Origin of the sequence: Vitreimonas sp., from assembly GCF_036392335.1 — a bacterium.
Classification (GTDB): domain Bacteria; phylum Pseudomonadota; class Alphaproteobacteria; order Caulobacterales; family Aquidulcibacteraceae; genus Vitreimonas.
The window spans coordinates 30,308-54,996 of sequence record NZ_DASVYD010000045.1 but is presented as its reverse complement, the minus strand read 5'-3'; the positions used below and the strand labels follow the sequence as shown (position 1 = coordinate 54,996).

The 24,689-nt window shown below is 64.3% G+C and carries 29 protein-coding genes and 1 other RNA gene; 17 read left to right on the top strand and 13 right to left on the bottom strand.

The genetic code is table 11. From position 1 onward, the window contains the following. Nucleotides 1-39 precede the first annotated feature (39 nt). The 6 genes from rnpA to VF769_RS10590 are packed head-to-tail and all read left to right on the top strand — an operon-like array spanning nucleotide 40 to nucleotide 5,768. On the top strand, nucleotides 40-453 hold the full coding sequence (gene rnpA / locus VF769_RS10615; RefSeq protein WP_331008377.1) for a ribonuclease P protein component: 414 nt from the start codon (nucleotides 40-42) through the stop codon (nucleotides 451-453). A gap of 7 nt (nucleotides 454-460) precedes the next feature. Continuing rightward, entirely contained in the window at nucleotides 461-2,320 is a 1,860-nt protein-coding gene (gene yidC / locus VF769_RS10610; protein ID WP_331008376.1) for a membrane protein insertase YidC, read from the top strand. A 54-nt stretch (nucleotides 2,321-2,374) separates the two neighbouring features. After that, nucleotides 2,375-3,007, top strand: a complete 633-nt coding sequence (gene yihA / locus VF769_RS10605; protein ID WP_331008375.1) for a ribosome biogenesis GTP-binding protein YihA/YsxC — start codon at nucleotides 2,375-2,377, stop codon at nucleotides 3,005-3,007. 28 nt (nucleotides 3,008-3,035) lie between these two features. Continuing rightward, nucleotides 3,036-3,971 (top strand): acetylglutamate kinase, encoded by a 936-nt coding sequence (gene argB, locus VF769_RS10600; RefSeq protein WP_331008374.1) that lies wholly within the window; start codon nucleotides 3,036-3,038, stop codon nucleotides 3,969-3,971. 49 nt (nucleotides 3,972-4,020) lie between these two features. Further along, nucleotides 4,021-5,124: a DUF1036 domain-containing protein gene (locus tag VF769_RS10595; RefSeq protein WP_331008373.1), complete on the top strand. Its 1,104-nt coding sequence runs from the start codon at nucleotides 4,021-4,023 to the stop codon at nucleotides 5,122-5,124. Continuing rightward, complete coding sequence (locus VF769_RS10590; RefSeq protein ID WP_331008372.1) at nucleotides 5,124-5,768, top strand: pyrimidine 5'-nucleotidase; 645 nt, start codon at nucleotides 5,124-5,126, stop codon at nucleotides 5,766-5,768. Before VF769_RS10595 ends, VF769_RS10590 begins: the two co-directional genes overlap by 1 nt. Here VF769_RS10590 and VF769_RS10585 read toward each other — a convergent pair. Then, nucleotides 5,765-6,550 carry an SDR family oxidoreductase gene (locus VF769_RS10585; protein WP_331008371.1) on the bottom strand — a complete coding sequence of 262 codons (786 nt, stop codon included), beginning with the start codon at nucleotides 6,548-6,550 and terminating at the stop codon, nucleotides 5,765-5,767. The two genes, VF769_RS10590 and VF769_RS10585, sit on opposite strands and share 4 nt — an antisense overlap. Nucleotides 6,551-6,638: 88 nt before the next feature. On the opposite strand from VF769_RS10585, the gene dapD reads away from it, so the two are divergent. After that, complete coding sequence (gene dapD / locus VF769_RS10580) at nucleotides 6,639-7,484, top strand: 2,3,4,5-tetrahydropyridine-2,6-dicarboxylate N-succinyltransferase (protein ID WP_331008370.1); 846 nt, start codon at nucleotides 6,639-6,641, stop codon at nucleotides 7,482-7,484. Here dapD and VF769_RS10575 read toward each other — a convergent pair. From VF769_RS10575 to VF769_RS10565, 3 genes are all read right to left on the bottom strand, one after another. Next, the gene (locus VF769_RS10575) at nucleotides 7,481-7,837 is read right to left on the bottom strand and encodes a carboxymuconolactone decarboxylase family protein (protein WP_331008369.1); all 357 of its coding nucleotides are present in this window, start codon (nucleotides 7,835-7,837) and stop codon (nucleotides 7,481-7,483) included. The genes dapD and VF769_RS10575 overlap by 4 nt on opposite strands. Before the next feature lie 77 nt (nucleotides 7,838-7,914). Next, entirely contained in the window at nucleotides 7,915-8,286 is a 372-nt protein-coding gene (locus tag VF769_RS10570) for a hypothetical protein (RefSeq protein WP_331008368.1), read from the bottom strand. A 16-nt stretch (nucleotides 8,287-8,302) separates the two neighbouring features. Continuing rightward, a complete protein-coding gene (locus VF769_RS10565) occupies nucleotides 8,303-9,517 on the bottom strand; it encodes a DUF418 domain-containing protein (protein ID WP_331008367.1) in 1,215 nt (404 codons plus the stop codon). Between the two features lie 58 nt (nucleotides 9,518-9,575). Here VF769_RS10565 and dapE point away from each other — a divergent pair, with 58 nt between their 5' ends. Then, a complete protein-coding gene (dapE, locus tag VF769_RS10560; protein ID WP_331008366.1) occupies nucleotides 9,576-10,721 on the top strand; it encodes a succinyl-diaminopimelate desuccinylase in 1,146 nt (381 codons plus the stop codon). Then, nucleotides 10,718-11,107 carry a VOC family protein gene (locus tag VF769_RS10555; protein ID WP_331008365.1) on the top strand — a complete coding sequence of 130 codons (390 nt, stop codon included), beginning with the start codon at nucleotides 10,718-10,720 and terminating at the stop codon, nucleotides 11,105-11,107. The genes dapE and VF769_RS10555 overlap by 4 nt, the downstream gene beginning before the upstream one ends. Here VF769_RS10555 and truA read toward each other — a convergent pair. The 4 genes from truA to def all read right to left on the bottom strand — a co-directional run bounded on the left by truA (nucleotide 11,101) and on the right by def (nucleotide 14,002). Then, nucleotides 11,101-11,835: a tRNA pseudouridine(38-40) synthase TruA gene (gene truA / locus VF769_RS10550; protein ID WP_331008364.1), complete on the bottom strand. Its 735-nt coding sequence runs from the start codon at nucleotides 11,833-11,835 to the stop codon at nucleotides 11,101-11,103. The genes VF769_RS10555 and truA overlap by 7 nt on opposite strands. Nucleotides 11,836-11,907: 72 nt before the next feature. Then, nucleotides 11,908-12,480: a hypothetical protein gene (locus VF769_RS10545; protein ID WP_331008363.1), complete on the bottom strand. Its 573-nt coding sequence runs from the start codon at nucleotides 12,478-12,480 to the stop codon at nucleotides 11,908-11,910. Nucleotides 12,481-12,538: 58 nt separating this feature from the next. Further along, nucleotides 12,539-13,459: a methionyl-tRNA formyltransferase gene (gene fmt, locus VF769_RS10540; protein WP_331008362.1), complete on the bottom strand. Its 921-nt coding sequence runs from the start codon at nucleotides 13,457-13,459 to the stop codon at nucleotides 12,539-12,541. A gap of 30 nt (nucleotides 13,460-13,489) precedes the next feature. After that, on the bottom strand, nucleotides 13,490-14,002 hold the full coding sequence (gene def / locus VF769_RS10535) for a peptide deformylase (protein ID WP_331008361.1): 513 nt from the start codon (nucleotides 14,000-14,002) through the stop codon (nucleotides 13,490-13,492). 146 nt (nucleotides 14,003-14,148) lie between these two features. Between def and VF769_RS10530 the strand changes: the two genes are divergently transcribed. Both VF769_RS10530 and VF769_RS10525 read left to right on the top strand, forming a co-directional pair. Then, complete coding sequence (locus tag VF769_RS10530) at nucleotides 14,149-14,895, top strand: hypothetical protein (protein ID WP_331008360.1); 747 nt, start codon at nucleotides 14,149-14,151, stop codon at nucleotides 14,893-14,895. Nucleotides 14,896-15,004: 109 nt separating this feature from the next. Further along, nucleotides 15,005-15,508 (top strand): hypothetical protein, encoded by a 504-nt coding sequence (locus tag VF769_RS10525; protein ID WP_331008359.1) that lies wholly within the window; start codon nucleotides 15,005-15,007, stop codon nucleotides 15,506-15,508. Here the strand turns inward: VF769_RS10525 and VF769_RS10520 are convergent. Both VF769_RS10520 and VF769_RS10515 read right to left on the bottom strand, forming a co-directional pair. After that, the gene (locus VF769_RS10520; RefSeq protein ID WP_331008358.1) at nucleotides 15,505-15,900 is read right to left on the bottom strand and encodes an OsmC family protein; all 396 of its coding nucleotides are present in this window, start codon (nucleotides 15,898-15,900) and stop codon (nucleotides 15,505-15,507) included. The genes VF769_RS10525 and VF769_RS10520 overlap by 4 nt on opposite strands. A 59-nt stretch (nucleotides 15,901-15,959) precedes the next feature. Beyond that, the gene (locus tag VF769_RS10515) at nucleotides 15,960-16,223 is read right to left on the bottom strand and encodes a hypothetical protein (protein WP_331008357.1); all 264 of its coding nucleotides are present in this window, start codon (nucleotides 16,221-16,223) and stop codon (nucleotides 15,960-15,962) included. Nucleotides 16,224-16,401: 178 nt separating this feature from the next. On the opposite strand from VF769_RS10515, the gene ffs reads away from it, so the two are divergent. Further along, nucleotides 16,402-16,499: signal recognition particle sRNA small type (gene ffs / locus VF769_RS10510), an RNA gene on the top strand. A gap of 1 nt (nucleotide 16,500) precedes the next feature. Here the strand turns inward: ffs and VF769_RS10505 are convergent. Further along, entirely contained in the window at nucleotides 16,501-17,331 is an 831-nt protein-coding gene (locus tag VF769_RS10505; RefSeq protein ID WP_331008356.1) for an alpha/beta fold hydrolase, read from the bottom strand. A gap of 79 nt (nucleotides 17,332-17,410) precedes the next feature. Continuing rightward, entirely contained in the window at nucleotides 17,411-18,748 is a 1,338-nt protein-coding gene (locus tag VF769_RS10500; protein ID WP_331008355.1) for a tetratricopeptide repeat protein, read from the bottom strand. A gap of 390 nt (nucleotides 18,749-19,138) precedes the next feature. Here VF769_RS10500 and VF769_RS10495 point away from each other — a divergent pair, with 390 nt between their 5' ends. Continuing rightward, a complete protein-coding gene (locus tag VF769_RS10495) occupies nucleotides 19,139-19,771 on the top strand; it encodes a TetR/AcrR family transcriptional regulator (protein WP_331008354.1) in 633 nt (210 codons plus the stop codon). A 19-nt stretch (nucleotides 19,772-19,790) separates the two neighbouring features. Beyond that, nucleotides 19,791-20,399, top strand: a complete 609-nt coding sequence (locus VF769_RS10490; RefSeq protein ID WP_414731776.1) for a TetR/AcrR family transcriptional regulator — start codon at nucleotides 19,791-19,793, stop codon at nucleotides 20,397-20,399. Here the strand turns inward: VF769_RS10490 and VF769_RS10485 are convergent. Then, nucleotides 20,396-21,805, bottom strand: coding sequence for a sensor histidine kinase (locus VF769_RS10485; RefSeq protein WP_331008352.1), 1,410 nt, complete (start codon nucleotides 21,803-21,805; stop codon nucleotides 20,396-20,398). The two genes, VF769_RS10490 and VF769_RS10485, sit on opposite strands and share 4 nt — an antisense overlap. A gap of 141 nt (nucleotides 21,806-21,946) precedes the next feature. Between VF769_RS10485 and VF769_RS10480 the strand changes: the two genes are divergently transcribed. The 3 genes from VF769_RS10480 to recR are packed head-to-tail and all read left to right on the top strand — an operon-like array spanning nucleotide 21,947 to nucleotide 24,635. After that, nucleotides 21,947-23,695, top strand: coding sequence for a DNA polymerase III subunit gamma/tau (locus VF769_RS10480; protein ID WP_331008351.1), 1,749 nt, complete (start codon nucleotides 21,947-21,949; stop codon nucleotides 23,693-23,695). Next, entirely contained in the window at nucleotides 23,692-24,015 is a 324-nt protein-coding gene (locus VF769_RS10475; RefSeq protein WP_331008350.1) for a YbaB/EbfC family nucleoid-associated protein, read from the top strand. The genes VF769_RS10480 and VF769_RS10475 overlap by 4 nt, the downstream gene beginning before the upstream one ends. Before the next feature lie 5 nt (nucleotides 24,016-24,020). Further along, nucleotides 24,021-24,635, top strand: coding sequence for a recombination mediator RecR (recR, locus tag VF769_RS10470; protein WP_331008349.1), 615 nt, complete (start codon nucleotides 24,021-24,023; stop codon nucleotides 24,633-24,635). Nucleotides 24,636-24,689: the final 54 nt, after the last annotated feature.

Here is a 24,689-nt window from a genome sequence, read left to right as displayed (position 1 = left end):
CGGGCTTATCCCGGCATCCCGGCCGAACGAGCCGGTCCAATGACCCCAAAACCAGCCCTCGAACGCCTGCGCAAACGGGCGGAGTTCCTGTTCGTGCGCCAAGGCGCGCGGGCTGGACGCGGTTGCGTGCTGATCGAAGCCCGCCGCAAGGCTGAGGACGGCCCTATCCGGGCCGGATTTACCGCCAGCAAGAAGGTTGGCAACGCGGTCGCCCGCAACCGCGCCAAGCGCCGCCTGCGCGAAGCCGCCCGCCAATTGCTGCCCCGGCACGGCCTCCCAGGAGTGGATTACGTGCTGGTGGCGCGTCAAACCACCCCGGACGCCCCCTGGGACGCCTTGCTTGACGATGTCGGAAACGCGCTGATAAGGCTCCGCGCCGACCTGCAGAAAGGGCGCGCCGCGCCTGAGAAACGCAAGGGCCCGACGCCCAATTCCCCGACCGAAAGCGACTAAGCAAACCATGGACAACCGCAGCGGCCGAGGCCCCAGCGAAAACCGGAACATACTGATCGCGGTCGCGCTTTCGGCCGCCATCCTGTTCGGCTTCGAATTCTTCTACAACGCACCCCAGCGCGCGCGGCTCCAAGCTGAAGAGCAAGCGCGCATTGAAGCGACGCAACCCGCTCAGGAGAGCGGCAGCGCCGAAGCGCCGCCGCCAAGCGGCCCGGTCGCGCGCGAACAGGTGCTCGCGCAATCCGCCGGCGCCCGCATCGTGATCGACACGCCGGAGGTCGACGGCTCGATCGCACTGGAAGGCGCGCGTATCGACGACCTGAATTTGCGCGACTATCGCCGCACCATTGATCCAGGCAGCGGCGAGGTCACCGTGCTCGCGCCGCGCGCCGCCGAGTTCGCGCACGACGCATTCTTCGGCTGGGAAATGCGCAATGGCGAGAACACGGCTACGCTTGCGGACGCTTTCAGCGGCTGGAGCGCGACCGAGGGCGCACGCCTTACGCCCGAGACGCCGGTGACGCTCACCCTGGCCGCCGGCGAGGGCCTCACGATCGAGCGAACAATTTCGATCGATCAGAATTACATGTTCACGATCACCGACGTCGTGCGCAACAGCTCCGGCGCGCCGATCAGCGCCCGCCCCTTCGGCACGGTGCGCCGCATGGGCCTGCCGCAGGATTACGTTCGCAATCAGATCGTCCATCAGGGACTGATCGGCGCCTTTGGCGAAAACAACAATCTGCGCCAGGTCACCTACGAAAACGCCAACAAGCACATCCGCGACCGCGCCCGTGGCCGAGTCGGCGCCGAAGAACGCATCGAGGAAATGCAGGGCCAAGGCGGCTGGTTCGGCATCACCGACCATTATTGGCTGGCCGCGATCGTCCCGGCGCAAAGCGAACGCGTCTCGACCTATTTCGACGCCCGAAGCGAAGGCGCGGTCAACGATTATCGCGCCGCTTATCGCGGCGATTGGCGCGAAATCGCCGCAGGCGGCGAGGTGACCTACACGCAGCATCTGTTCGCTGGCGCAAAGCGCTACGAAGTGCTGCGCGATTACCAGAACACCATGTCGATCCCGCGCTTCGACGACGCCATCGATTGGGGCAATTTCTGGTTCCTGACCCGCCCGTTCTTCCAATGGCTGCTGCACCCACTCGCGCAAATCTTCGCGGATTGGGGCGTCGTGTTCAATTTTGGCCTGGCGATCCTGGCCTCGACGATCGTGATCAAGCTGCTGCTCTTCCCGCTCGTCTATCAATCCTTCAAATCGATGGCGAAGATGCGCGCGCTCGCGCCGAAGATGAAGGAAGTGCAGGAACGCTACGCTGCGGATAAGCAGCGCCAGCAACAGGAAATCCTGAAGCTCTATCAGACCGAGAAGATCAATCCGGTCGCCGGCTGCGTGCCGATCCTGCTGCAAATCCCTGTGTTCTTCGCGCTGTACAAGACGCTGAGCGTCACCATTGAAATGCGCCACGCGCCGTTTGTGGGCTGGATCCACGATCTTTCGGCGCGCGACCCAACCTCGATCTTCAATCTGTTCGGCTTGCTGCCGTTCGACGTGCCGGCCTTCCTGTTGATCGGCGCGTGGCCGATCCTTTACGGCGTGTCGATGTGGGCGCTACAGGCGCTGTCGCCGCCCCCGACCGATCCGGTGCAGGCGCAGATCTTCCGCTTCCTGCCGCTCCTGTTCACGGTCATGTTCGCCGCCTTCCCGGCCGGCCTCGTGATCTATTGGACCTGGTCGAACACGCTCTCGATCCTGCAGCAATACGTCATCATGCGCCGTCAAGGCGTGGAGACGCAGCTCGATACGTTCCTGGCCAAACGATTTGGCAAGACAGCGAAAGCTGCCGAATAACTTAGCTCTGGGTCCCGGCTCTCTCTCCGGTCGGCCGGGATGACGGGAGAGAAGATGGACGCCGAGGAGCACGCTGAATGGATCGAGAGGGGCCGCCTCCTTTTCGCCGGCCCGGTCGATTTTGAGCGCGGCGTGCCGAGCATGCAGCACCTGCCCGACGCGACGCTGCCGGAGGTGGCGTTCGCTGGACGCTCGAACGTCGGCAAATCGTCGCTGATCAACGCCATCACCGGCCGCAACAAACTCGCGCGCGCCTCGACTGAACCTGGGCGCACGCGCGAGCTCAATTTCTTCCGCGTGGGCGATCGCCTGCGGCTCGTCGATATGCCCGGCTACGGCTACGCCAAGGCGGGCAAGTCCGAGATCGACCGCTGGACCGCGCTGATCCGCGATTATTTGCGCGGACGCCCGACCCTCCATCGCGTGATCCTGCTGATCGACGCGCGGCACGGACTCAAGCCACATGACAAAGAAGTCATGGATGCGCTCGATACCGCCGCCGTGATTTATCAAATCGTGCTGACCAAGGCCGACAAGATCAAACCGACCGAACTGGCCGAGACGCTTGAGAGCGTGCGCGCCGCCATCATCAAGCGCCCAGCGGCGCATCCTGAAATTATCGCAACCTCTTCCGAGACGGGCCAAGGCATCGATATTCTCCGCGCTGAAATCGCGGCCTTGGCGTGATCCTGCGAACCCCTTAGGAACCGCATTCGTGAATAAGACCGCCGCCGACCACGCCGCCCGGCTCGCCGAAAGCCTCGCCTCAGCGAAGACGCTCGCTGAGGCCTTGCCGTATATTCAGATCTACGATCGCGAGACGATTGTTGTGAAATATGGCGGCCACGCCATGGGCGATACCGAAACCGCCCGCAAATTCGCCGCAGACATCGTTCTTTTGAAGCTCGTGGGCATGCACCCGGTCGTGGTGCACGGCGGCGGTCCGCAGATCAGCCGCATGCTGCAAAAGGCGGGAGTGAAATCCGAGTTCGTGGATGGTTTGCGCGTAACCGATTCCGACACGATGGAAGTGGCGGAGATGGTGCTGTCCGGCAGCGTCAACAAGGAACTCGCGCACCTCATCACCTCCGAGGGGCGCGAAGCGGACGTGCGCGGCGTCGGTCTCTCCGGCAAAGACGCGCGGATCATCACCTGCGAAAAGGTCGTGCGCACGCGCAAGGACCCAGACAGCATGATCGAGCAAGCGATCGATCTGGGATTCGTCGGTGAGCCGACGGAAGTCGATCCCACCCTCATCCAAGCGCTCATTAATGCGCCAGAAGATTATATCCCGGTGATCGCGCCTATCGGCGTGGCCGAGGACGGCCGCACTTACAACATCAATGCCGACACCGCCGCCGGCGCCATCGCCAAGGCGCTGAGCGCCAAGCGCTTCCTGTTGCTGTCCGATGTCGCCGGCGTGCTGAACAAGGACGGCGAACTGATCCGCGACATGTCCGCCGCCGACGCGCGCAACGCCATCAAGGATGGCGTCGCCACCGGCGGCATGATTCCGAAACTCGAAACCTGCATCGCCGCCGTCGATCACGGCGTCGAAGCAGCTGTCATCCTCGACGGGCGCACCCCGCACGTCCTGCTCATGGAATTGTTCACCGATTATGGCGCAGGCACGCTCATCAAGGCTGATTAGGCTCGGCGGATTCGCCGCGTCTGTTTGCGCCGCGCTTGCGGCGATTATTGTGTTCGCGCATCGCGCCGACGCGCAACAGCGCGAACGCGCCAATGGCTGGCAAATCTGCAACGAGACCAGCTTCGTGCTCGAAGCCGCCACGGGCCGCCCCGACAACCGCTCCATCATCGTGCAAGGCTGGACGCGCCTTCGCCCGGGCGAGTGCCGCACCGCGATCGCAGCGCCGCTGGCGCGCGGCACCCATTATCTCTACGCCCGCACCTCCTCCGCACACCGAGGCGGGCGACGCCAATGGGCCGGCGACGGCATCCTCTGCGTCGATCCCGGCAGCTCATTTTCGATCGAGAATCCACCCTCGTGCGCGCCGCAAGGCCTGGAGGAGCGGCGCTTCCGCCGCGTGCAGATCAACAAGCGCGACACTTGGCGCACGTCCTTCTCCGAGGCGCAGCAATACACGCTCGCCCGCGCTCGCCAGCGCGGCCTGCAGCGGCTGTTGGATGACGCGGGCTACAACGTGCCGGAAGGCCGTCGCGGCGTCGATCCGCGCGCCATCGCCCAAGCCATCGCGCAATTCCGCTCGGTCGCGCGGCTTTCGCCGAACGCCAGCGAAGATCAGTTGATCGACGCGCTTGAAACCGCGGCGCGCCGCCGCGCCGGCCAAGTTGGTCTGACGCTCTGCAATCGTACGAACGCGCGCGTGTGGACGGCGGTGGGCCGTCGGCGCGGCGAAGGTTGGGAAAGCCGCGGCTGGTGGCCGCTGAACGCCGACACCTGCGTGCGGGTGATCGACGAGGTGCTGATCCAAGAACGCTATTTCGTGTACGCCGCGATGGATACGCCCGAAGGCCCGCGCTACCTCGCCGCCGGCGAGCCGTTCTGCACCAGCCCTTCGCGCTTCGCCATTCTTGGCCGCGGCGATTGCGAAGCCCGTTATTACGCCACCGAGCCCTTCTCCGCGATCAACGCCCGCGGCCGTGAAGGCCTCGTCGTCGAGTTCGAGGAGCGCGACTTCCTGGAAGCCGGCGTGCGTCCCCGCATGGCCGCCGTCGCGCCAGATGGCGCCGAAGCGCCTGTGCGCGAAGCGCCGCGCCGCGGCCTGGCGCCGCCCTCGGCCGCCGGCGCGCCCACGCAAGATCGCGGATCGGGTGATTGATGCCGCTCGCGGGTATTCGCGACTGGGTGTTCGATCTCGATAACACACTCTACCCAGCGCCAACGCTTTACGACGCGATCGGCGAACGCATGACCGCTTACATCGCGCGACACGCGCAGGTCGATGATGTCCGCGCGCTCGAACTGCGCGAGCATTATTTCCATGAATATGGCGCAACCGTCGTCGGCCTCAGCCGCCACCACGGCATCGATCCCGATGATTTCATGCTCGACGTGCACGACGTGGACTATTCCGTGCTCGGCGAAGATCACGATCTCGCGGCGCTGATCGGCAGACTGCCCGGCCGCAGAATCATCTTCACCAATGGCGGCGGCGGCCACGCGGAGCGCACGCTGAAGGCGCTCGGTCTCGACGCGCATTTCGACTGCGTGTTCGATCTGGGCGACGCCGGCTACGCCCCCAAACCGCAGCGCGAATCCTACACGCGCCTCTGCCACGCCTACGATATCGATCCCGCGCGCGCGATCTTGGTGGAAGACACCTTGCGCAATCTCGAACCCGCGCACGACTTGGGCTTCGCCACCGCCCTCGTCGGCCCCGTGCATCCCGACCCGCGCCCCACATACGTGCAGCACTATGCGCACGACGTGCACACGCTGCTGCGTGGCTGGCTCGGCGTTTAACTCCGCTCGAACGGGCTGCGCGCGTCGCCCAATTGCGAGCCGCCTTCGCAATCCAAAATCGTACCGGTGATGTAGGCGGCGGATTCCGAGCACAGGAACACCGCGCTCTCCGCGATCTCGCTGATCTCGCCGAAGCGGCGCAGCGGAATGCGCCCGGTCAACGCCTTCGTGACTTCCGGATTTGGCGCCAAGCGGGCCATGCCCTCGGTGCCAGCGATCGGCCCCGGCGAAATGCCGTTCACGCGCACGCCCTCCGGCCCCCATTCCATCGCCATGACGCGAATGACCTGATTGATGCCCGCCTTCGCCGCACAGGCATGTATCTGCATCATCATCGGATTGACCGCTTGGCCCGCCGTGATCGCGATCAGCGATGCGCCCGGCTTCTGGATGAGATCGTAGCAGCCGCGAAACACGTTGAAGGTTCCGAGAAGGTCGATGTCGACCACCGTCTTGAACCCGTTCGCCGACAAGCCGGCGGCAGGCGATAGGAAATTCCCTGCAGCGCCCGAGACGACGATATCCATCGGCCCCCAAGCGTTGACGATCTGCTCCATCACCGCGCGCGTCGCCGCGTAATCACGCACGTCAGTCGAGTAGCCGACCGCGCCACGCCCGATTCCTGCGGCCGCACGCTGCGCCTTCTCCGGATCGCGCCCCGCCACCGCGACTTTCGCGCCAAGCTCGGCCATGCGTGTGGCGATGCCCAGATTAATGCCGCTGGTGCCGCCCGCGACGAACGCCACTTTGCCGTTCAGCAGGCCGTCCTTGAATGCACTCATTGTTTGGCTCCCTGTGGCGGCACTATCGAACCGGCGCGCGGCTCTGTCGATCCTTGCCACAACGTCAGGCGGCGGCTAACTCGGCCCCATGAGCAATTCCGATCTATCTACCGCCATCGAAACCGCCTGGGAGCGGCGCACCGAACTCACGCCGGCCAGCAAAGGCGCTGACGTCGAAGCGATAGAGGCCGCGCTCGACCTTTTGGATTCCGGCCAGGCACGCGTCGCCGAGCGTGGCGCCGATGGCGTATGGACGACGCACCAATGGCTCAAGAAGGCCGTGCTGCTCTCCTTCCGCACAACCGCCAACCAATTGATTGGCGCCGTTGGCGGCAATGGCGATCCGTCGCCCGGCCCCTACTGGGACAAGGTGCATTCCAAATTCCTCGGCTGGGGCGCCACTTCATTCGAGAAGGCCGGCTTCCGCGCGGTGCCTGGCGCGGTGGCGCGTCGGGGCAGCTTCATTGGCAAGAACGTCGTGCTGATGCCAAGCTTCGTGAATATCGGCGCCTATGTCGATGAAGGCACGATGGTCGATACGTGGGCCACGGTCGGCTCCTGCGCGCAAATCGGCAAGAACGTGCATCTTTCCGGCGGCGCCGGCATTGGCGGCGTGCTCGAGCCGCTGCAAGCCAACCCCACCATCATCGAAGACGGCTGCTTCATTGGGGCGCGCTCGGAAGTGGCCGAAGGCGTGATCGTGCGCGAAGGCGCGGTGTTGGCCATGGGCACGTTCATCAGCCAGAGCACCAAGATCGTCGACCGCGCGACCGGCGAAATCACGCGCGGTGAAGTCCCGCCTTACGCCGTTGTCGTGCCAGGCTCGCTGCCCGACCCGAAGGGCGGTCCCTCGCTCGCCTGCGTTGTCATCGTGAAGCGCGTCGATGCGCAAACCCGCGCGAAGACCGGCGTGAACGAATTGCTGCGCGACTAGCTTTCGGCGGCTCGCGCCACGTATTGGTCGAACGCCTCCAGCGCTTGCGCCGCGTACATCACGCTCGGCCCCGCGCCCATATAAACCGCCATGCCGAGCGCCTCGGCGACCTCTTCGCGCGTTGCGCCATATTTTTGCGCGGCCTTGGCGTGAAAGGCGATGCAAGCATCGCAACGCGCCGCCACCGACACGGCGAACGCGATCAACTCCTTGGTCTTGGCGTCCAAGGCGCCAGTCTTGGTCGCCGACTGCGCCATCTGTGAGAACGCACGCATCACGTCCGGATGGCTTTGCCGGAGGGCCGACACCAAGGGGTTCAGCGTGTCGGCCATTTCCGGCCAGTTCTTGTGCATGAAAAACGCTCCTTCAGGCCCAAGCAGGCCCAAAGGAGCGCCCTCAATCCATGATCCAGATCAAGCTCGCCTGCGGCTTAGTGGCCGTGGCTGTGCCCGCCGCCGCGGCCGGCCTCCAATGTGACGTTGATGGTCGAACCGTCCGTCGCGGTCTGCGTCCAGGTGTCGCCGACATTCTTGTCGCCGACATAAGGCGTGCAGCCACGCTCACCGCCCGCCGGCGTCAGGCACAATTGGCCATCGGCCAATTCGTAAGTGCCGTGCACATGAGCGCCGTCCGGCGTGTGAACGCCGAAGGTGTTGTCCGCATTGAAATGATACCGCGATTGGACGCCGTTCGCGTAGGTCACGACAATTGTATTCTCATAGGCGTTCGCCATCGTGTCCGCGAACGCGGCGCCCGTTGAGAGCGCCACCCCGAACGCAACCATCGCTGCAAATTTCTTCATCCAATTTCCTTCCCTGTTATGCTTTCGCCATGGCCACGGGCCGCCCATAGGAAAGCCTGCGCCAAACCCATTCAAGCGGCCCCATCTGAAACCGCGCCAGCCACAGCGGCGACCAGATCAATTGCAGCACCCACACCGCGACGACAATAGCCATCAAGGTCGGCCGATCCACTTCGCCATAGAGCCCGAAGCCGCGCCCGCCCCAGAAGATCGTCGTCATGATCAGCGATTGCGTCAGATAATTCGTGAAAGCCATCCGCCCGACAGCGGCCAGCGGCTCCGTCAGGACCCGCGCCCCCGCCCTTACCAACAGGATGAGCACGCTCGCGTACCCCAAGGATGCCAGGATGGAGAGCGCGGCGTTGGCGAAGCCGCCGCCGGCCATCATATGACGGAACGCAAACCCGCCCTGCGCATTCAGCCATGCTTGGTAGCCAATCACGCCCAGCGCGGCCGCGCCGAGCGCGACGAACAGCCCGTACGCCCAGGCGGGTGCGTTGCCCGAAAGAAAGCCCAACTTGTAGAGCGCCAAGCCGATCATCATCACGCCCGCCGTGCGAATGATCAGCACGACGAGCGAATTCGCCAGAAATTCCACCCATGTCGAGACATTCTCAAGCGTCGCGCTGATCAGACCGCCCTGATACGCCGCGATGGTCGCCTGCACGCTTTCCGGCGACGGCGTGTAGATCTGCGCCTCGATCTCGGCGAGCTTGGGCGGCGGAATGAAATCGATGAACAGCGCGAACATGCTCTGCAGTCCGATCGAGATCAGCAGCAAGAGAACGCCCACAATGAGGAGCGTCCGCGGCGTCCAGGACCGGGCGAGCATGACCAGGAACCCCGTGAGCGCGTAGGTGAACAGAATGTCGCCGTTCCAGATCAGCGTCGCGTGGACGAGGCCAAAGATCAGCAACCAGAACAAACGTGAGCGCAACAGCGCGCCGCGCGCCTTATCTTCACGCTCGCCGCCAACCAGATAGATGCTCACCCCGAACAGAAGCGAGAACAGCGTAATGCACTTGAACTCGAAGAACACGTGCATGACGAACCAGGACCAGAGGGTCTCCTCCGTCACCGCCAGCGGCGGCAGCGATGGATTGAGCCCGGTCTGCCAGGGCGCCGCGAAATAGGCGGCGTTGACGATCAGGATGCCCAGCACGGCGAAGCCGCGCATGACATCAAGGCTCTTGATGCGGCTCTGCTCTTGGACGGGCGCGATATCGCTCATGCTCTTCCCCGCTTTTGCCTCTTTTGCCCCGCCCCGCGCGCGGCTAGATCGAGACACCATGGACGCCCACACTCTTACCGACCCGATCCCGCTCGCCCAAGCACTAATGCGCTGCGCCTCCGTGACGCCGATCGAGGCGGGCGCGATGGATGTGGCCGAACAGGCGCTGGCGAAGCTTGGCTTTCGCACGCGCCGCATGAAATTTGGCGCGGTCGACAACCTCTATGCACGCCTGGGCGACACGCAGCCGAACTTCTGCTTCGCGGGCCACCTCGACGTCGTGCCGCCGGGCGAAGGTTGGACCAGCGACCCGTTCGCGGCGGAAATTCGCGGCGGCAATCTCTATGGCCGCGGCGCCACAGATATGAAAACCGCGATCGCCGCCATGATCGCCGCCACCGAGAATTATCTGAACAAGAACGGCGCGCCGAAAGGTTCGATCTCATTCCTGCTCACATGTGATGAAGAAGGCCCCGCCGTCGATGGCACCAAGGCTGTACTCGAAGCGCTCGCCATGGAAGGCGAGAAAATCGACCATTGCCTCGTCGGCGAACCCACCAGCGAAGAGCGCGTCGGCGATGTGATCAAGAACGGCCGGCGCGGCAGCCTCAATGTTGTGATCACGATGGAAGGCAAGCAAGGCCACGTCGCCTACCCGCAACGCGCGGTGAACCCGGTGACGGCGCTTGTCGAAGCCTTGGCGGCGATCAAAGCGCGTCGCCTGGACGAAGGCGCGCCGGGGTTTGATCCATCAAACCTCGAAGTCACCAGCATCGATGTGGGGAATGCCGCGCACAACGTGATCCCGCAGCGCGCCAGCGCGAAGCTCAATATCCGTTTCAACACCAATCATACCGGCGATGCCTTGTTTGCTTGGATTAAGCAGACGGCGGAAGCCGCCGCCGCGCGCCTCGGCGCGAACGCCGCGTGCGCCATCGCCTCGCAAAGCGTTCCCTTTTATACCGATCCGGGCCCATTCACGTCGATGTTGGTTGAATCGGTGCGCGAAAGCTTCGGCATTACGCCCGCGCTCACCACCACCGGCGGCACCTCGGACGCGCGCTACATCCGCAATTACGCGCAGGTCGCCGAACTCGGCCTGCGCAACGCCACGGCGCACATGGTCGACGAGCATTGCGCGGTCGAAGACGTACGCACGCTGGCGCGCTGCTATGAGGCGGTGCTGCGCCGGTACTTCGCATGAGCGCATCGCTTGGCATGCTCAGCCTGCTCGTCCGCGACTACGACGAGGCGATCGCGTATTACACCCAGACGCTGGGCTTTACGCTGATCGAAGACACCGCGCTCAACCCGACCAAACGCTGGGTCGTTGTGGCGCCATCGACCGAGAGCGGCGCGCGCCTTCTACTCGCCAAAGCCGGCAGCGACACCCAGCAGGCCTATATCGGCAACCAAACCGGCGGCCGTGTTTTTCTTTTCCTCTACGTCTCGGACTTCGACGCGACCTACACGCGCTACCGCAGCGCCGGCGTGCGCTTCATCGAAACCCCACGCCAGGAAGCATTTGGCAAGGTCGTTGTCTTCGAAGACCTCTACGGCAATCGTTGGGACATGATCGAGCGTCAGTAATCGACGCGCGCCAGATACAAGCCGTCCGGCGGCGCCACCGGCCCGCACAGCGCGCGGTCGGCCGCGGCCAGGACGCGCGCCACATCGTCGGCGCTCATCTTGCCAACGCCGACCTCGACCAGCGTCCCCACCATCGAACGCACCTGCCGGTGCAGGAAACTCTGCGCTTCGAACCAGAAATCGACCTCTTCGCCGTCGCGGGTCACCTCGGCGATGTCGAGCGTTTTCAGCGGCGACTTCGCCTGGCATTGGCTGTCGCGGAAGGTGGTGAAATCGTGCCGTCCGATCAGCCGCTCCGCCGCCGCCTGCATCGCTTCGACGTCGAGGGCCCTCGGCACGCGCCAAGCTTGACCCAACTCAAACGTTAGCGGCGCGCGCCGGTTCGTCACCCGATAGCGATAGGCGCGCAACTTCGCATCGAAGCGCGCGTGAAAATCCGGCGCGGCTTCTTCCGCCTCAAGCACCGCGATCGGATGCGGGCGAAGATGCGCATTCAGCGCATCCGCCAAGCGCCCTGCTTCAAACGGCTTTTCGATATCGACATGCGCCACTTGCGCGTACGCATGCACGCCAGCGTCGGTGCGTCCCGCGCCGATCACATCGGCGCGCGTCCCCGTCAGGCTCTCAACCGCATCCTCAAGCGCGCCCTGCACGCTCGGCCCGTCAGCCAAACGCTGCCAGCCCTGAAACGGGCCGCCGTCATATTCGATGGTGAGCTTGAAGCGCATGTTTGAGGCAATGGGCAGTGGGCATTAGGCAATAGGATTCCCAATCCCCACTGCCGTATTGCCCTATTTCCCCTACGAGCGATTATACTCCAGCATCGGACACGCCCGCGCGCCTTCCGCGCCAGGCGCCCCGCCGGTGAGGCCGAGCACTTTCATGCCGCCGTCGCCCGGCCCCGACGGCTCCCAAACGACAATGAAGGACGGCGCATCGGCGCCGCACAGCCCTTGGCCGTTCGACGGCTTGGTTTCTTGCATCACGCGATAGACGAGCACTTGCGGCTCCTCGACTGGAATGCTCAGCAACGCGCGCAGCGTCTGCCCGCCAACTTGCGTCGCCGGCGACACCGCCCCGTTGATCTCGGCTTCAACAACCAAATCGTTGGAGCCGCGCAACGTTAGAATTTCGCGCGCCTCTGCGTTCTCTTGCGCGGCGTCCGGCATGCGCAGGGCGAGCGATACGTTGAGTTCGCCCGTGGCGCCGCGTGCGGCGTCATTGACGGCGGCGAACACCCGCGAGGGTTCGCTCTCCGGGGCCGGCGCATCGAGCGATGGCGCCTCGGAGCCGTCCGCCTCGCCTGGCGACGACGGCGGATTACAGCCAGCAAGCGCCAGCGCCAAAGCCACAAGAGCGATGCGAACACGCATGAATTACCCTCCGCTGCGCGGAAACCTAGCCGCCAGCCAGCATTGCTTCAATGTAGCTTTAGGACAGCTTGGAACCGGCAGGAACGGGTTGGCCCCGCAAAAAAGTCTGCGCTTCAAGCGGCGCCCGGCCTTCGCGCTGCACCTTGAGCAAGCGCACCGCGCCATCTCCGCACGCGATCAGCAGATTGTCGTCCAAAACTTCGCCTGGCGCGCCCTTCCCCATGCCCAGCCGCGAATGCAGCACCTTCATGCGCGCGCCGTTCAGCTCAAACCATGCGCCGGGCGCGGGCGAGAGGCCGCGGATCATGCAATCGATCTCGCGCGCGGGGCAGGTCCAATCGATGCGCGTTTCGGCGGGGGTGATCTTGTGCGCGTATGTGACGCCTTCCTCGCTTTGCGGCACAGCGACCGCTTCGCCGCGTTCGACCTTCGCGAGCGCCTCCACCAGAAGCGGCGCGCCCAAGGCCGCCAAACGATCGTGAAGCGAAGACGTGGTGTCATCGACATCAATCGGCGTTTCAGCCGTGGCGAGCACCGGCCCCGTGTCGAGCCCTTCTTCCATGCGCATCACCTGCACGCCCGTCACCCGATCGCCGGCCATGATGGCGCGTTGAATAGGCGCCGCCCCCCGCCAACGCGGCAGCAACGAGCCATGCAGATTGAACGCGCCGAGGCGCGGCGCATCGAGGATCGCCTTCGGCAGAATGAGCCCATACGCCACCACGATCGCCGCATCGAGCTTGAGCGCGGCGAACGCCTCCTGCTCCTCAGCGCGCTTCAAGCTTTTCGGCGTACGCACCTCAAGCCCGCGCTCCGCCGCGAACGCATGCACCGGCGTCGGCCGCTCCTGCTTGCCGCGCCCAGCTGGACGCGGCGGCTGCGAATAGACGCACGCGATGTCATGGCCAGCCTCAAGCAACGCCGCCAAGGCTGGCAACGCAAAAGCGGGCGACCCCATAAAGGCAAGGCGAAGCGTCATGCGTTCCTCATGCACGACGGCGGGACGGGATTAAAGCGCGCGGCGCTGCTTCTTCAATTTGTTGAGCGCCTTCTCACGCTTCAGGCGCGAAAGGTGATCGATAAAGAGCACGCCTTCGAGGTGATCCATCTCATGCTGGATACACACCGCATAGAGGCCTTCGGCGTCCTCCTCGATCAGCTTGCCGTGATAATCCATGTAACGAATCTTCACGTGACGCGGGCGTTCCACGTCATCGTAATAATCCGGCACGGAAAGGCAGCCTTCCTCGTAGGGGACGACGTCCTCGGACGCCCAGAGAATTTCCGGGTTCACGAAATAGCGCGGCGCCTTGGGCTCATCTTCGCGCGCCAAGTCCATCACGATAATGCGCAACGGCTCGCCGATCTGGATCGCGGCCAAGCCAATGCCTGGCGCGTCATACATCGTTTCCAGCATGTCATCCATGAGGCGGCGATGCGCATCCGTGACGGGCCCTTCAACCGGAAGGGATTTTTGCTTCAGGCGCGGATCGGGCGCGACGAGAATGGGGCGAATGGCCATGCCCTGCAGGTATGAAGAGCCGAGCGCCGCGTCAAGCAAACGCGCCGTGTGGGAACAGGAACTGGCAGCCTCAGCCCGCGTTGGCTTCGGTTGGGGGCGCACGGCGGCAGTCGGCGCCCTTTTTGTTTCCTTCAGGAGCCCTCCCCATGCGCAACATGCTTCTGGTGACCGTGGCCGCGGCCGGATTGGCCTTAGCTGGCCCCGCGACCGCTCAAGACCTGCCCAACGCCGTCCCGGCCACGCCGCCGATTACAGCCGAAACGCCCCTTGATCCCGATGCAGCCCTGACGGGGGCGGCGGAAGCCAATGTGCAAACGCCCGAAGGCTCGGTCCGCGCCGAGACCCAAGCGGAGGCGGAAGCCCAGGCCAGCGCCGAAACGCCCGCGGAAGCCGCCCAATCGGCCGCGGCGATGGCGGCCTCTCCGGCCGAACCTAACGCGGCAATAGCCGGCGGAACGGCCGCGAGCGCCTCCGCGCGGACGCCACCTGCCCCCATCCCTGCCAGCGCCAGCGCCGTATGCCAACCACGGGTCACATCGGTGCATTTCGGCGCACGCGGCAGTGCGCTCAGTCAGCAAAACCGCAACGCCCTTGAGCATGCCGTGGACGCCGCCTCGGTCTGCAACCTCCAGCAAGTGCAGATCGTGGACAGCGCCAGCGGCGCCACCTCCACCCGCCGCGCCAGCGCCGTACGGACGACGCTGATTGCGCAAGGAGTGCCGGAAGACCGGATTGTCATCGCTCAGGAAGCGAACGCCGACGCCGAAGCCTCCAACACTGGTCGCCTCGATGTGCGCATGAGCTTCGTCGGGGTCGCCGCCGCGACGACGCCGACGGCCAACACAACCGCGCCCACGGAGACGCCGACAACCACGCCGGAAAGCGGCTCGTAAGCACCCACGTCCAGCTTCACGTCGCAACGGGCTCGGCGCACCGAGCCCGTTCTTTTCCGCATTCTGCAAACGGTTGAACAGCCGCGCGTCGCGCGTCAGGTTCCCGCGCATGAATGCCGTGCAACTCTTTCGCCTTTCCGGCGCATCCGCCATCGCTGGCGGCGCGCTCCGCATCGTCTCGGCCTTGCCGCTCAGCGCCGACCCGATCCAACAGCAATGGCTTTGGGTCATCATCGATATTCTGCTGACGCTCGGACTGATCGGCATTTACGTTTCGCGCTCGGATAAATTGGGCTTCCTCGGACTCATGAGCTTCGCCATCGCCATGGCCGCGCTGTCCTTTATCGGCGGACCGGATGCTGATCCGTTCGGCTTCAGCACCTACGAGCAAGGGGCCGCCACGCTTATGATCGCGTTGATCGGCCTGAGTATCGCCTGGCTGCGGGCAAAGGAAAAACCGCTAGCGCCGCCGCTCTGCTGGTTTGGCGCGGCCCTGGCCGCAGGCGTTCTCGGCATGCTGCCCGCGCCCTTGCCCGACTATGCCTTCATGGTCGCCGGCATTCTGTTTGGCGCGGGGTTCGTGTTCGCGGGGCTGCCGTTGCTGCGGCGCTAAGCACCGAGCTGGGTATTGATCTCAAATCCATTGAGCAGCGCCAGTGTCACCGGCGTGCGTTCGACGATCTCGCGCAATCGCCCTATCTGCTCGTCGCTCAACGGCCCGCGCACGGTGACGACGCGCTCGATCCGCCGCTTCGGCTCACCCGCATGCAGGCGCAGATCCACATCCAGCCCTTCGAGCGGCATGGCTTTGCGATCGGCGTACATCTTAAGCGTGATCAAGGTGCAGCCGCTCAAGCCCGACAGCACAAGCGCAAAGGGCGACGGGCCAGCGTCGCCGCCGCCTAATTCGGCGGGCTCATCTGCGATGAGCGCATGCGCGTTGGCGTTGATTTCGACCTTGTAGTTGGGCGCGCTCAATTTCGCGCGCACATGCGCTCCTGCCATCGACCAGCCTCCAATGCTTTGCCTGCATTGTGGTCCAATCGTTCAGCTGATGCAGCTGCTTACTGCGTGCGGGTGACAACATTACCCGCAAGCACGCGCTGGCGCGCCAAACGCTGACGATCCGGGGCGATCAGACGGCGATCGTTCTCAGCCACCAGATCATCCGACGCCGCCGGCGCGTCGCCTGGCTCCAAGCCAGGAATTTCCACAGCAACGATATTGCCGTGGCGGTCGCGCTCCACATGGGTCACCCGGCCGAGCACCGCGCCGTCATGGCCGCGCACTTCAAGGCCAAGCGGCGAATCCGGGAATTGCTCGCGCATTTGCTGCGCCCCCGCCAGACTAGGCAGGGTCAATGCCAGGGTAAAAACCAGGGTTCGCAACATTTGCGTTTCCGCGCGCCGTGCGCGGCCTCTCCGATGTGGCTGACGGAGAGAAAACGCCGCATGTCGGGGTCAGTTCCGGCCTTGCGCCGGTTCATGCGAGCGGCGATATGACCCTCGCAGGCAGGCGGCGGACGGCCGCCCCGCCAACCCGGTCAGGTCCGGAAGGAAGCAGCCGTAACGGGTTGCGTACGGGTCGTCGTCCTGTCTGCACTTCCTACCCCACATATGCGTAGCGGGCCGGCTCATCGATATCGGCGATGAAAGCGCGCAAACTCGCCGCCGTGTCCGCCGTCCGCTCCCAGTGCGGCGCATGGCCGGCGCCGCTCAGCGTCACCAATCGCGCCCCCGGCAGCGCCCGGCGCAACGCGTGCTGATCCGCGCGCGGCACGAACTCGTCCTTGTCGCCCCAGATCAGCATGCTTGGCGCCTTGACGCGCGCCGCGTCCGCGAGCGGATCGCATGACAGCATCGCCTGGGCCGCGCCCTTCCAAGCGCGCGGCGGGCACCGCATGCTCTCGTTGCTGACGAATTCAATGAAGCCCTGCGACATCGGCGTGGCGATCGTGCTCGCCTGAAAACTGCGCACGAACACCGGATCGAGCTGTTCGCCAAAGCTCTCGACGAGATCAAAGAGCTCTTTCGCGCCCGCATTGCCGCGAAAATCGGCGAAGCCGTTCACCAGCGCCAGTCCCGCCACGCGGTCGGCATGTTCGGCCGCCACGCGCAACGCCACAGCCGCGCCCATCGAATGGCCAACCAATACGGCGCGTTCAATGCCCAGCGCATCAAGCAGCGCCGGCACGTCGCCGGCGAAATCGTCCATTGCGTAATCGCTCTGCGGCTTGTCCGAATGACCGTGCCCGCGCTGCGTCACGGCGATGACGCGCCACGCGCGCGGTAGGAGCGGCCGCACCAAGTCGTACGAGCGGTGCGTGTCGGAATACCCGTGCAGCAGGAGCACGGCGACGCCATCGCGGGATCCTTGCTCCACATAAGCCAGACGCAAACCATTGTTCAGGCGCACGAAGGCGCAATCCGAAATCATCGGACCAATCTCCATTCTCAAAAAAGCAAGAACCGGCGGCGGGCTTGGGGCAGGCGTAAGGGCCCGCCGCCGGTTCGGATCAAGCTGCGCGCTGTTTGGCGCTCAGCTCGCGAGCTTGGCGCGCAAGGCGCCCCGCCCAAGGACTTTGCGGCTTGTGCGCCAAACGCTCCGCCGCGATCGCTTCCGCGGTTGACGCCAAGCCGCCGCGCAGCGCCGCGTGCAGCGCCGTGAGCGTCAGGATATCGCGCTGCGCATGACTGCCGCCGAAGCGTTGTGCGATGCCGCGCGTGGACATGATCTTCTCCACGCACTCGTCATAGCGGCCGGCTTCGAACGCGATGAAAGCCTCCGCCAGCGGCAGTCCGACCTTGCGCGTCATGTACGCGTTGTCGCCGCCATCGGCGGCCGCGCGACGCATCGCCTTCAATGTGCGCTCTGCGTCGGTGGCGCGGCCGGCGCCTAGGAAAGCCATGATCGCATGCAGATCGTTGAACGCGTAGAACGCGTCCTCGCCCGCGCGCTGCCAGCACGTCGCCAATTGTTCGAAGCGTGGGCCAACATCGACACCTTCGAGGTGCAGGCGCCACAGCATCGCCGAGGCGTCGATCCACTCGAGCACGACCTGCGCGTTCGGATCGGGGCGCACTTTCTCGTCGAACAGCTTCAGCACTTTCGCGGTGTCGCCCTGGTCGAGATAGAGCAATCCGAGGTGCCACCAATTGTGATAGGCGAAACCGCTCTCCGGCGCCCAGTGCTGAGCGTTGTCCGCAAGCCAGGGAATGCCGGCCTCAAGATCGCCGCGCATTTCGTTGACGTGCGCCACCGCATGCACGGCCCAACCGTCGCGCGGGTTGGTCGCGACGGCCTGACGGCCATAGATGTCCGCGCGCGCATAATCGCCGCATTCCTCCAGACCGAATGCGGCCATGCCTTGAATGTAGCTGTACCCGTCTTCCCCGCTTTTGAATGCGCGCAGCGCCTGCAAGGGCCAGTCGCGCAATTCGCTCTGCATACCGAGGAAGAAGCAGCCGACATGCGCATATTGCAGCGCCAGCACATCGCGCGGATGTTCCTGGGCTATGCGCGCCAGCCGCATTGTGCCGTCGCTATAGCGCCCCTCAGCCCAATCCTGGGCCGCCCTGAGATGCAGCCGCTCGCGATCGTTCAAATTCGCCTCGGCGCCGGCGCGGATGCTCTTGGCCGCCTCGTCCGCGTAAGCCTTGTCGGTCTGCTGCACCAGCAAGCCGGCTCGGGCGGCCCAGGCGCCGCCAAAATCAGGATCGGCGGCGATCGCGTCATCGAGCGCCGCGATCGGGTCGCCGCGGTAGAGACGGATGAGGTCCAGCGCTTCGTTGTACTTGGCCATAGCGGCTTCTGACTTGGTCGAAGCGGGATTGCCGTAACGGTCTTTCAACATGGGATTTCTCCAATTCGGGGCGCCGCGCCGAGAGGCTTCGGCTGTGTGGTTCAGGTCAAGCGAAGGAAAGCATGAGGCTGGTCAGGTCATGGCCAAGCAGTGCGAATGCGCCGTGCCAAAAGACCACGATCGAAACCAAGAGCGTGAGGCCGCGTGACATTGTCCCTTTCCTTCGTTTCATGCCCAAACACTTGCGTTCGGGATGTCGCGAGGTGTATCGGCGCGCCGTCCCGCTCGATAGAAAACTCGTGGTGCGGCGCCTGCGTTTTCTAAAAAGCGCTTCAAAATAACGACGTTACGCGCGTCACAGGTGTTGCAGCGGCGATTTCGCTAATGACGAACGCGTGAGAAGTGCACTGTTGGTACAGTACTTGTGGTACGGTTTTGACGATGAGCGTGAAGGTTCTGAGCAAAGGCGAGGCAACGCGTGAGCGCCTGCTGGATTTGGCCGAGAAAGCCGTCCTGCAGAAGGGCTTTGGCGCGACCACGATCGAGGAATTGATCGCCGCCGCCGGCCTCACCAAGAGCGGGTTCTTTTATCATTTCCGCGACAAGAACGATCTCGCCCAAGCTTTGCTGCGTCGGTACATCGACCGGCACAACGACATCATCGACGACATGTTCGTGCGGTCGTCCGAACTCACCGACGATCCCTTGCACGGCTTCCTGATCGGCCTCAAATTCTTCGCCGACCTGCTGGCCGATCTGCCCAACACGCATCCAGGCTGCATCGTCGCCTCGTTCTGCTACCAGGATCAGCAATTCAGCCGTGATATTCGCGATTTGAATGCTGAAGGCGTCCGCGCGTGGCGCGCCCGCATTCAGGTTCGCCTGCAAGAGATCGCCAAGCGCTATCCGCCGCGCCCCGGCGTGGATATCGAGGCGCTTGCCGATATGTGCACGGCGATCGTGGAAGGCGGCATCATTCTGAGCCGCACGCTCGACGAGAAGGAAATGCTCGCACGCCAAGTCATGGCGTATCGCAATTACGTGAGACTCGCGTTTGAGACGCGGGAGGCATGAGATGGTTCAAGTTCAAGCACTGAGCAAAGGCGAACAAACCCGCGAACGTCTGCTCGACATCGCGCAGGACGCGGTGCTGCACAAAGGCTTCGCCGGCACATCGCTCGATGAGATCATCTGCGAAGCCGGCATCACCAAGAGCGGTTTCTTCTATCACTTCCGCGATAAGAACGACCTCGCCAAGGCGCTGCTCCAGCGTTATCTCGACAACGAATGGCGCGTCTTTGAGGACCTCTTTAGTCAAGCTGAAGAGCTCAGCGACGACCCGCTGCACAGCTTCCTGATCTTCCTGAAACTGTTCGCAGACCTGATGAGCGACATTCCCAACGGTCATCCCGGCTGCTTGGTCGCGTCTTATGTCTATCAGGACTATCTGTTCAGCCAGGAAGTCCGCCGCATGACGACCGAAGGCCATCGCATCTGGCGCGTGCGCTTCCGCGAACGGCTGGACCGCATCGCCGCACGCTATCCGCCGAAGATCGAAGTCGATCTCAACGACATGGCGGACATGCTTTCAGCGGTGGCGGACGGCGGCATTATTCTGGGCAAATCGCTTGCCGAGCCCGCCGTGCTCTCGCGACAGATCATGCAATATCGCGCCTATGTGAAGCTTGTGTTCGGCGGTTAGGCCGCCTGCTCCACCACCCGCGGCGTTGAGCGCAGATAGAGCGTAAAGGTCGAGCCTTTGCCCGGCGCACTTTCGGCCACGACATTGCCGCCCATCGCCCGCGCCAACCGCCGCGTGATGACGAGCCCAAGCCCCGCGCCGTCGTGGACACGCGTGTTGGTGTTGTCGACCTGCACGAACGGCTGAAACAATCGTTTCAAATCTTCCGGGGCGATGCCTTGCCCGGTATCGCGCACGACAATCGCCACGCCCGGCGCGCCGTCGATGCGGCAGGGGCCGGCCTCCACCTCAATCGCGCCGTCCTGTGTGAACTTTGCTGCGTTGGACATGAGATTGAGCACACATTGGCGGACGCGCGTTTGATCCGCAAAGATGCTGGCGACAGCGGGCGCGACCGTCACCTTGAGCTGGGTGTTGTTCTTTTCCGCGACCAAACGCACGTCATCGGCGGCGGCGCGCAGCAACGCCGCCAGATCGAACGTCGTCGGTGCAAGCTCAACCTTGCCGGCTTCAATCCGGGAGAAGTCCAGCACCTCGGTGATCATCGCCAGCAAATGGCTTGCGGCGTTGCGAATGCGGCCTAGATCAGCGGCGCACTGCTCGGTATCGCCGCTCTTGATGTCTTCCTGCACGATTTCCGCGTAGCCGATCACGGCGTTGAGCGGCGTCCGCAATTCATGGCTCATATTCGCCAAGAACATCGACTTCGCGCGGTTGGCCGTTTGCGCCCGCCGCGTCGCGATCGCCAGTTGCGCGGTGCGCTCGTCAACCCGCCGCTCCAATTCTTCGGCTGCCTGCTCCGCCTTGAGCTGCGCTTTCATCAAATCCCGGAAGCTCCCGGCGTTCGCCCGCGCCATGACGATGGCGTTGCCGCCCAAGATGCCCGCCAGCGCCGCGCCCAACAGCGCGCTCTCGCCGCCGAGCACATAGCCGTTGGCGATCAGCGACACGATGATGGGCGGAGAGGTGAAGAAGATCATGCGCGGCGTCATGATGTGCAGTGAGGTGCAGATCATCAGCGCGCCGGCTGAGAACATGAGCCCGATCAGCGGTCCGGGCTGCGGCGCCAGCGCCAACAGCGCATACGGCGCAACATAGGAAAACGTGACCACGGCCAGCACCAGCGTGTGTCCGGCGAACACGCCCCGCAGCGCCTTGTCGTCCAGCGCATCCAGACGCGCCGAAAGCCGCGTGAACGCCCGCTGCGCGAAGTGATCGGCGATCAGGCCGGCGATCCCGCCGATAGCGCACGGAATCCACCAGGGGCCCGGGACGATCATGCCGACGAGCAACGGCACAACGGTGACGGAAGCGTATCGGGTAAGGCCATGGCCGGCCCACGCCAGCTCCACGAAGCGGCGGATGGTCATGACCCAGATGCGGCGATGTTCGCTCGTCGCGCCCATGGGTTTCCTCCGGATCTTATCGCCCTTGCGGCAAGCCGAACCCGGTTCGCTAAACAAAAGGTGTAGATTTACCGCAAATGGGCCCTGGCCGGTGCGGGCGCCGGGGGTCGCATTTCTGGCGAAACCCCCTAGGTTTCGAGCGTGAGCGAATCCAATTCCCCTCCAGGCTCTTTGGGCCTTTTCGGCGACGATACGACTGGCCCCGCCTATGTCGTTCTGGCCCGGAAATATCGGCCAAAGACCTTCGAAGACCTGATCGGTCAGGAGGCGATGGTGCGCACCATCGCCAATTCGTTCGCGCTCGGCCGCATTCCGCACGCCACCATGCTGACCGGCGTGCGCGGCGTCGGCAAAACCACCACCGCCCGTCTGCTGGCGCGCGCGCTGAATTACAAGCGCGGCGACATTGATCACCCAAGCGTCGAACTCGATCCGCCCGGGGAACATTGCCAGGCGATCATGGAAAGCCGCCATCCCGACGTGTTCGAGATGGACGCCGCCTCCCGCACCGGCATCAATGACATTCGCGAAATTCTGGACTCGGTCCGCTACGCGCCGGTGATGGCGCGCTACAAGATCTACATCATCGACGAAGTGCACATGCTCTCGACGGCCGCCTTCAACGGCCTGTTGAAGACATTGGAAGAGCCGCCGCCGCACGTGAAATTCATGTTCGCGACGACGGAAATCCGCAAAGTGCCGGTCACGGTGCTCTCGCGCTGCCAACGCTTCGATCTGAAGCGCATCGATAGCGAACGGCTCGCCACGCATCTTAGCAATATCTGCGCCAAGGAAGGCGTGAAGGTCGACGCTGACGGCATCGCGCTGATCGCCCGCGCCGCCGAAGGCTCCGCTCGCGACGGCCTTTCGCTGCTCGATCAGGCCTTGGTGCAGAAGCCCGGCGAAACCGTCACCGCGGCGGACGTGCGCGACATGCTGGGCTTAGCCGATCGGGCGCGCGTGCTCGATCTGTTTGACGCCATTTCCAAAGGCGACGCGAAAACCGCCATCACCGAAGCCCGCAGCCAATATGACAGTGGCGCCGATCCAACACTCATCCTGCGCGACCTGCTCGACATCGGCCACGAGGCCGCACGCGCGCAAGCGCTCGGCGCCGAGGCCAAGATCATCGGCGGGGCCGATTGGGTCGGCCGCGTGCGCGGGCTCGCCGACAAGCTCTCGCCGGCGCAGCTTTCGCGCATCTGGCAGATGCTGCTGAAGGCGCTCGAAGAAGCCAGCAAGGCGCCAGACCCAATCGCCGCCGTCGAAATGGCGATGGTCCGCATCTGCGCGGCGCAATCACTGCCGCCGCCCGAAGAAGCCGCGCGCCTACTCAGAGATGGACCGCCGGCTTCCAGCCGGCCCTCGGCGCCGCCATCGCGCGAGCCGCCGCGCGACACGCCCACCGTCAACAAGGCGCCGCCCGCGCCCACGCATCGCCTACAAACCTTCGAGGATTTCCTCCGCGCCGTTTCTGACGCGCGCATGATCGAACTCGAAATCCTGCTCGACCGCTTGAAAGTGGTTCAGTATTCGCCCGCTGGCGATCTCGTGTTCGTCTCCGCGCCCGATCAGCCGCGCGACCTCATCCGTCAGATCAAGGATTTCCTTGAAGAGATCACCGAGATCGAATGGCGCGTCCGCGGCGTCGAAAGCACCAACGCCTCGGTCGAAAGCCTCGCCGAACGGCGCCTGCGCGAACGCCAACGCGCGATGGAAGAATTGAAGCGCCAACCCTTCATCGCCGAGGCATTGAAGCATTTCCCCGGCGCTGAAATCACCGCCGTGCGCCAGCCGCAGGAAGAGGCAAGCAGCGGCGACGTTGTGCAGATGCCGTCTCAGAACAAGACCGCGCCCTCCCCGGCGCGCAAGAAGGAAGCCGACCGATGAAAGACATCTCGCAGATCATGCGCCAAGCCCAGCAGATGCAGGCCAAGATCAACGAGGCGCAGAAGAAGCTCGAAGCCATGGAAGTCGAAGGCACCGCCGGCGGCGGCATGGTGAAGCTGCGCATTTCCGGCAAGAACGCCCTGCTCGGCATCAGTATCGATCCTTCGCTCATGGTCGCCGACGAACGCGAAATCCTCGAAGACCTGATCAAAGCCGCCCACGACGACGCCCGCCGCAAGCTTGAGACGGCGCAGAACGACGAAATGAAGGGCCTAAGCGGCGGCCTAGGAATTCTGCCCGGCTTTAAGATGCCGTTCTAACACCCGTGCGCTCCAGCAAATCCACCACTGCCGCCCCCGAGATCGAGGCGCTGATCGCGCTGCTCGCGAAAGTGCCAGGCTTAGGCCCACGCTCGGCGCGGCGGGCGGCGTTGCAGCTGTTGAAGAAAAAAGACGCGCTGATGGTCCCGCTCGCCTCCGCGCTATCGGACGCGGCCGAGAAAGTGCGCCCCTGCTCCAATTGCGGCGCGCTTGATACGCAAGATCCGTGCGCGCTGTGCAGCAAGCCCGAGCGTGACGACGGCCTCATCTGCGTCGTCGCCGAAGTCGGCGACGTCTGGGCGCTCGAGCGCGCCGGCGCCTTCAAAGGCCGCTACCATGTGCTCGGCGGCTTGCTCTCGGCGCTCGACGGCGTGCGCCCCGAAGACCTCCGCATCTCCAAACTGGTCGAACGCGCCAGCGCGCCGGGCGTACGCGAAGTCATCCTCGCGCTCTCCGCGACGGTCGACGGCCAAACCACCGGCCATTATCTTGCCGAGCGCCTGCAGCCCATTGGCATCACCGTAAGCCGCCTCTCGCACGGCGTGCCCGTCGGCGGCGAACTTGATCTCTTGGACGACGGGACACTCTTTGCTGCACTGCAAAGCCGTCGCCCGTCATAAGAATCTTCTCGCCAAACTCCGCGACACCCCCTTAGCTCCCTCCACGGAGGGATC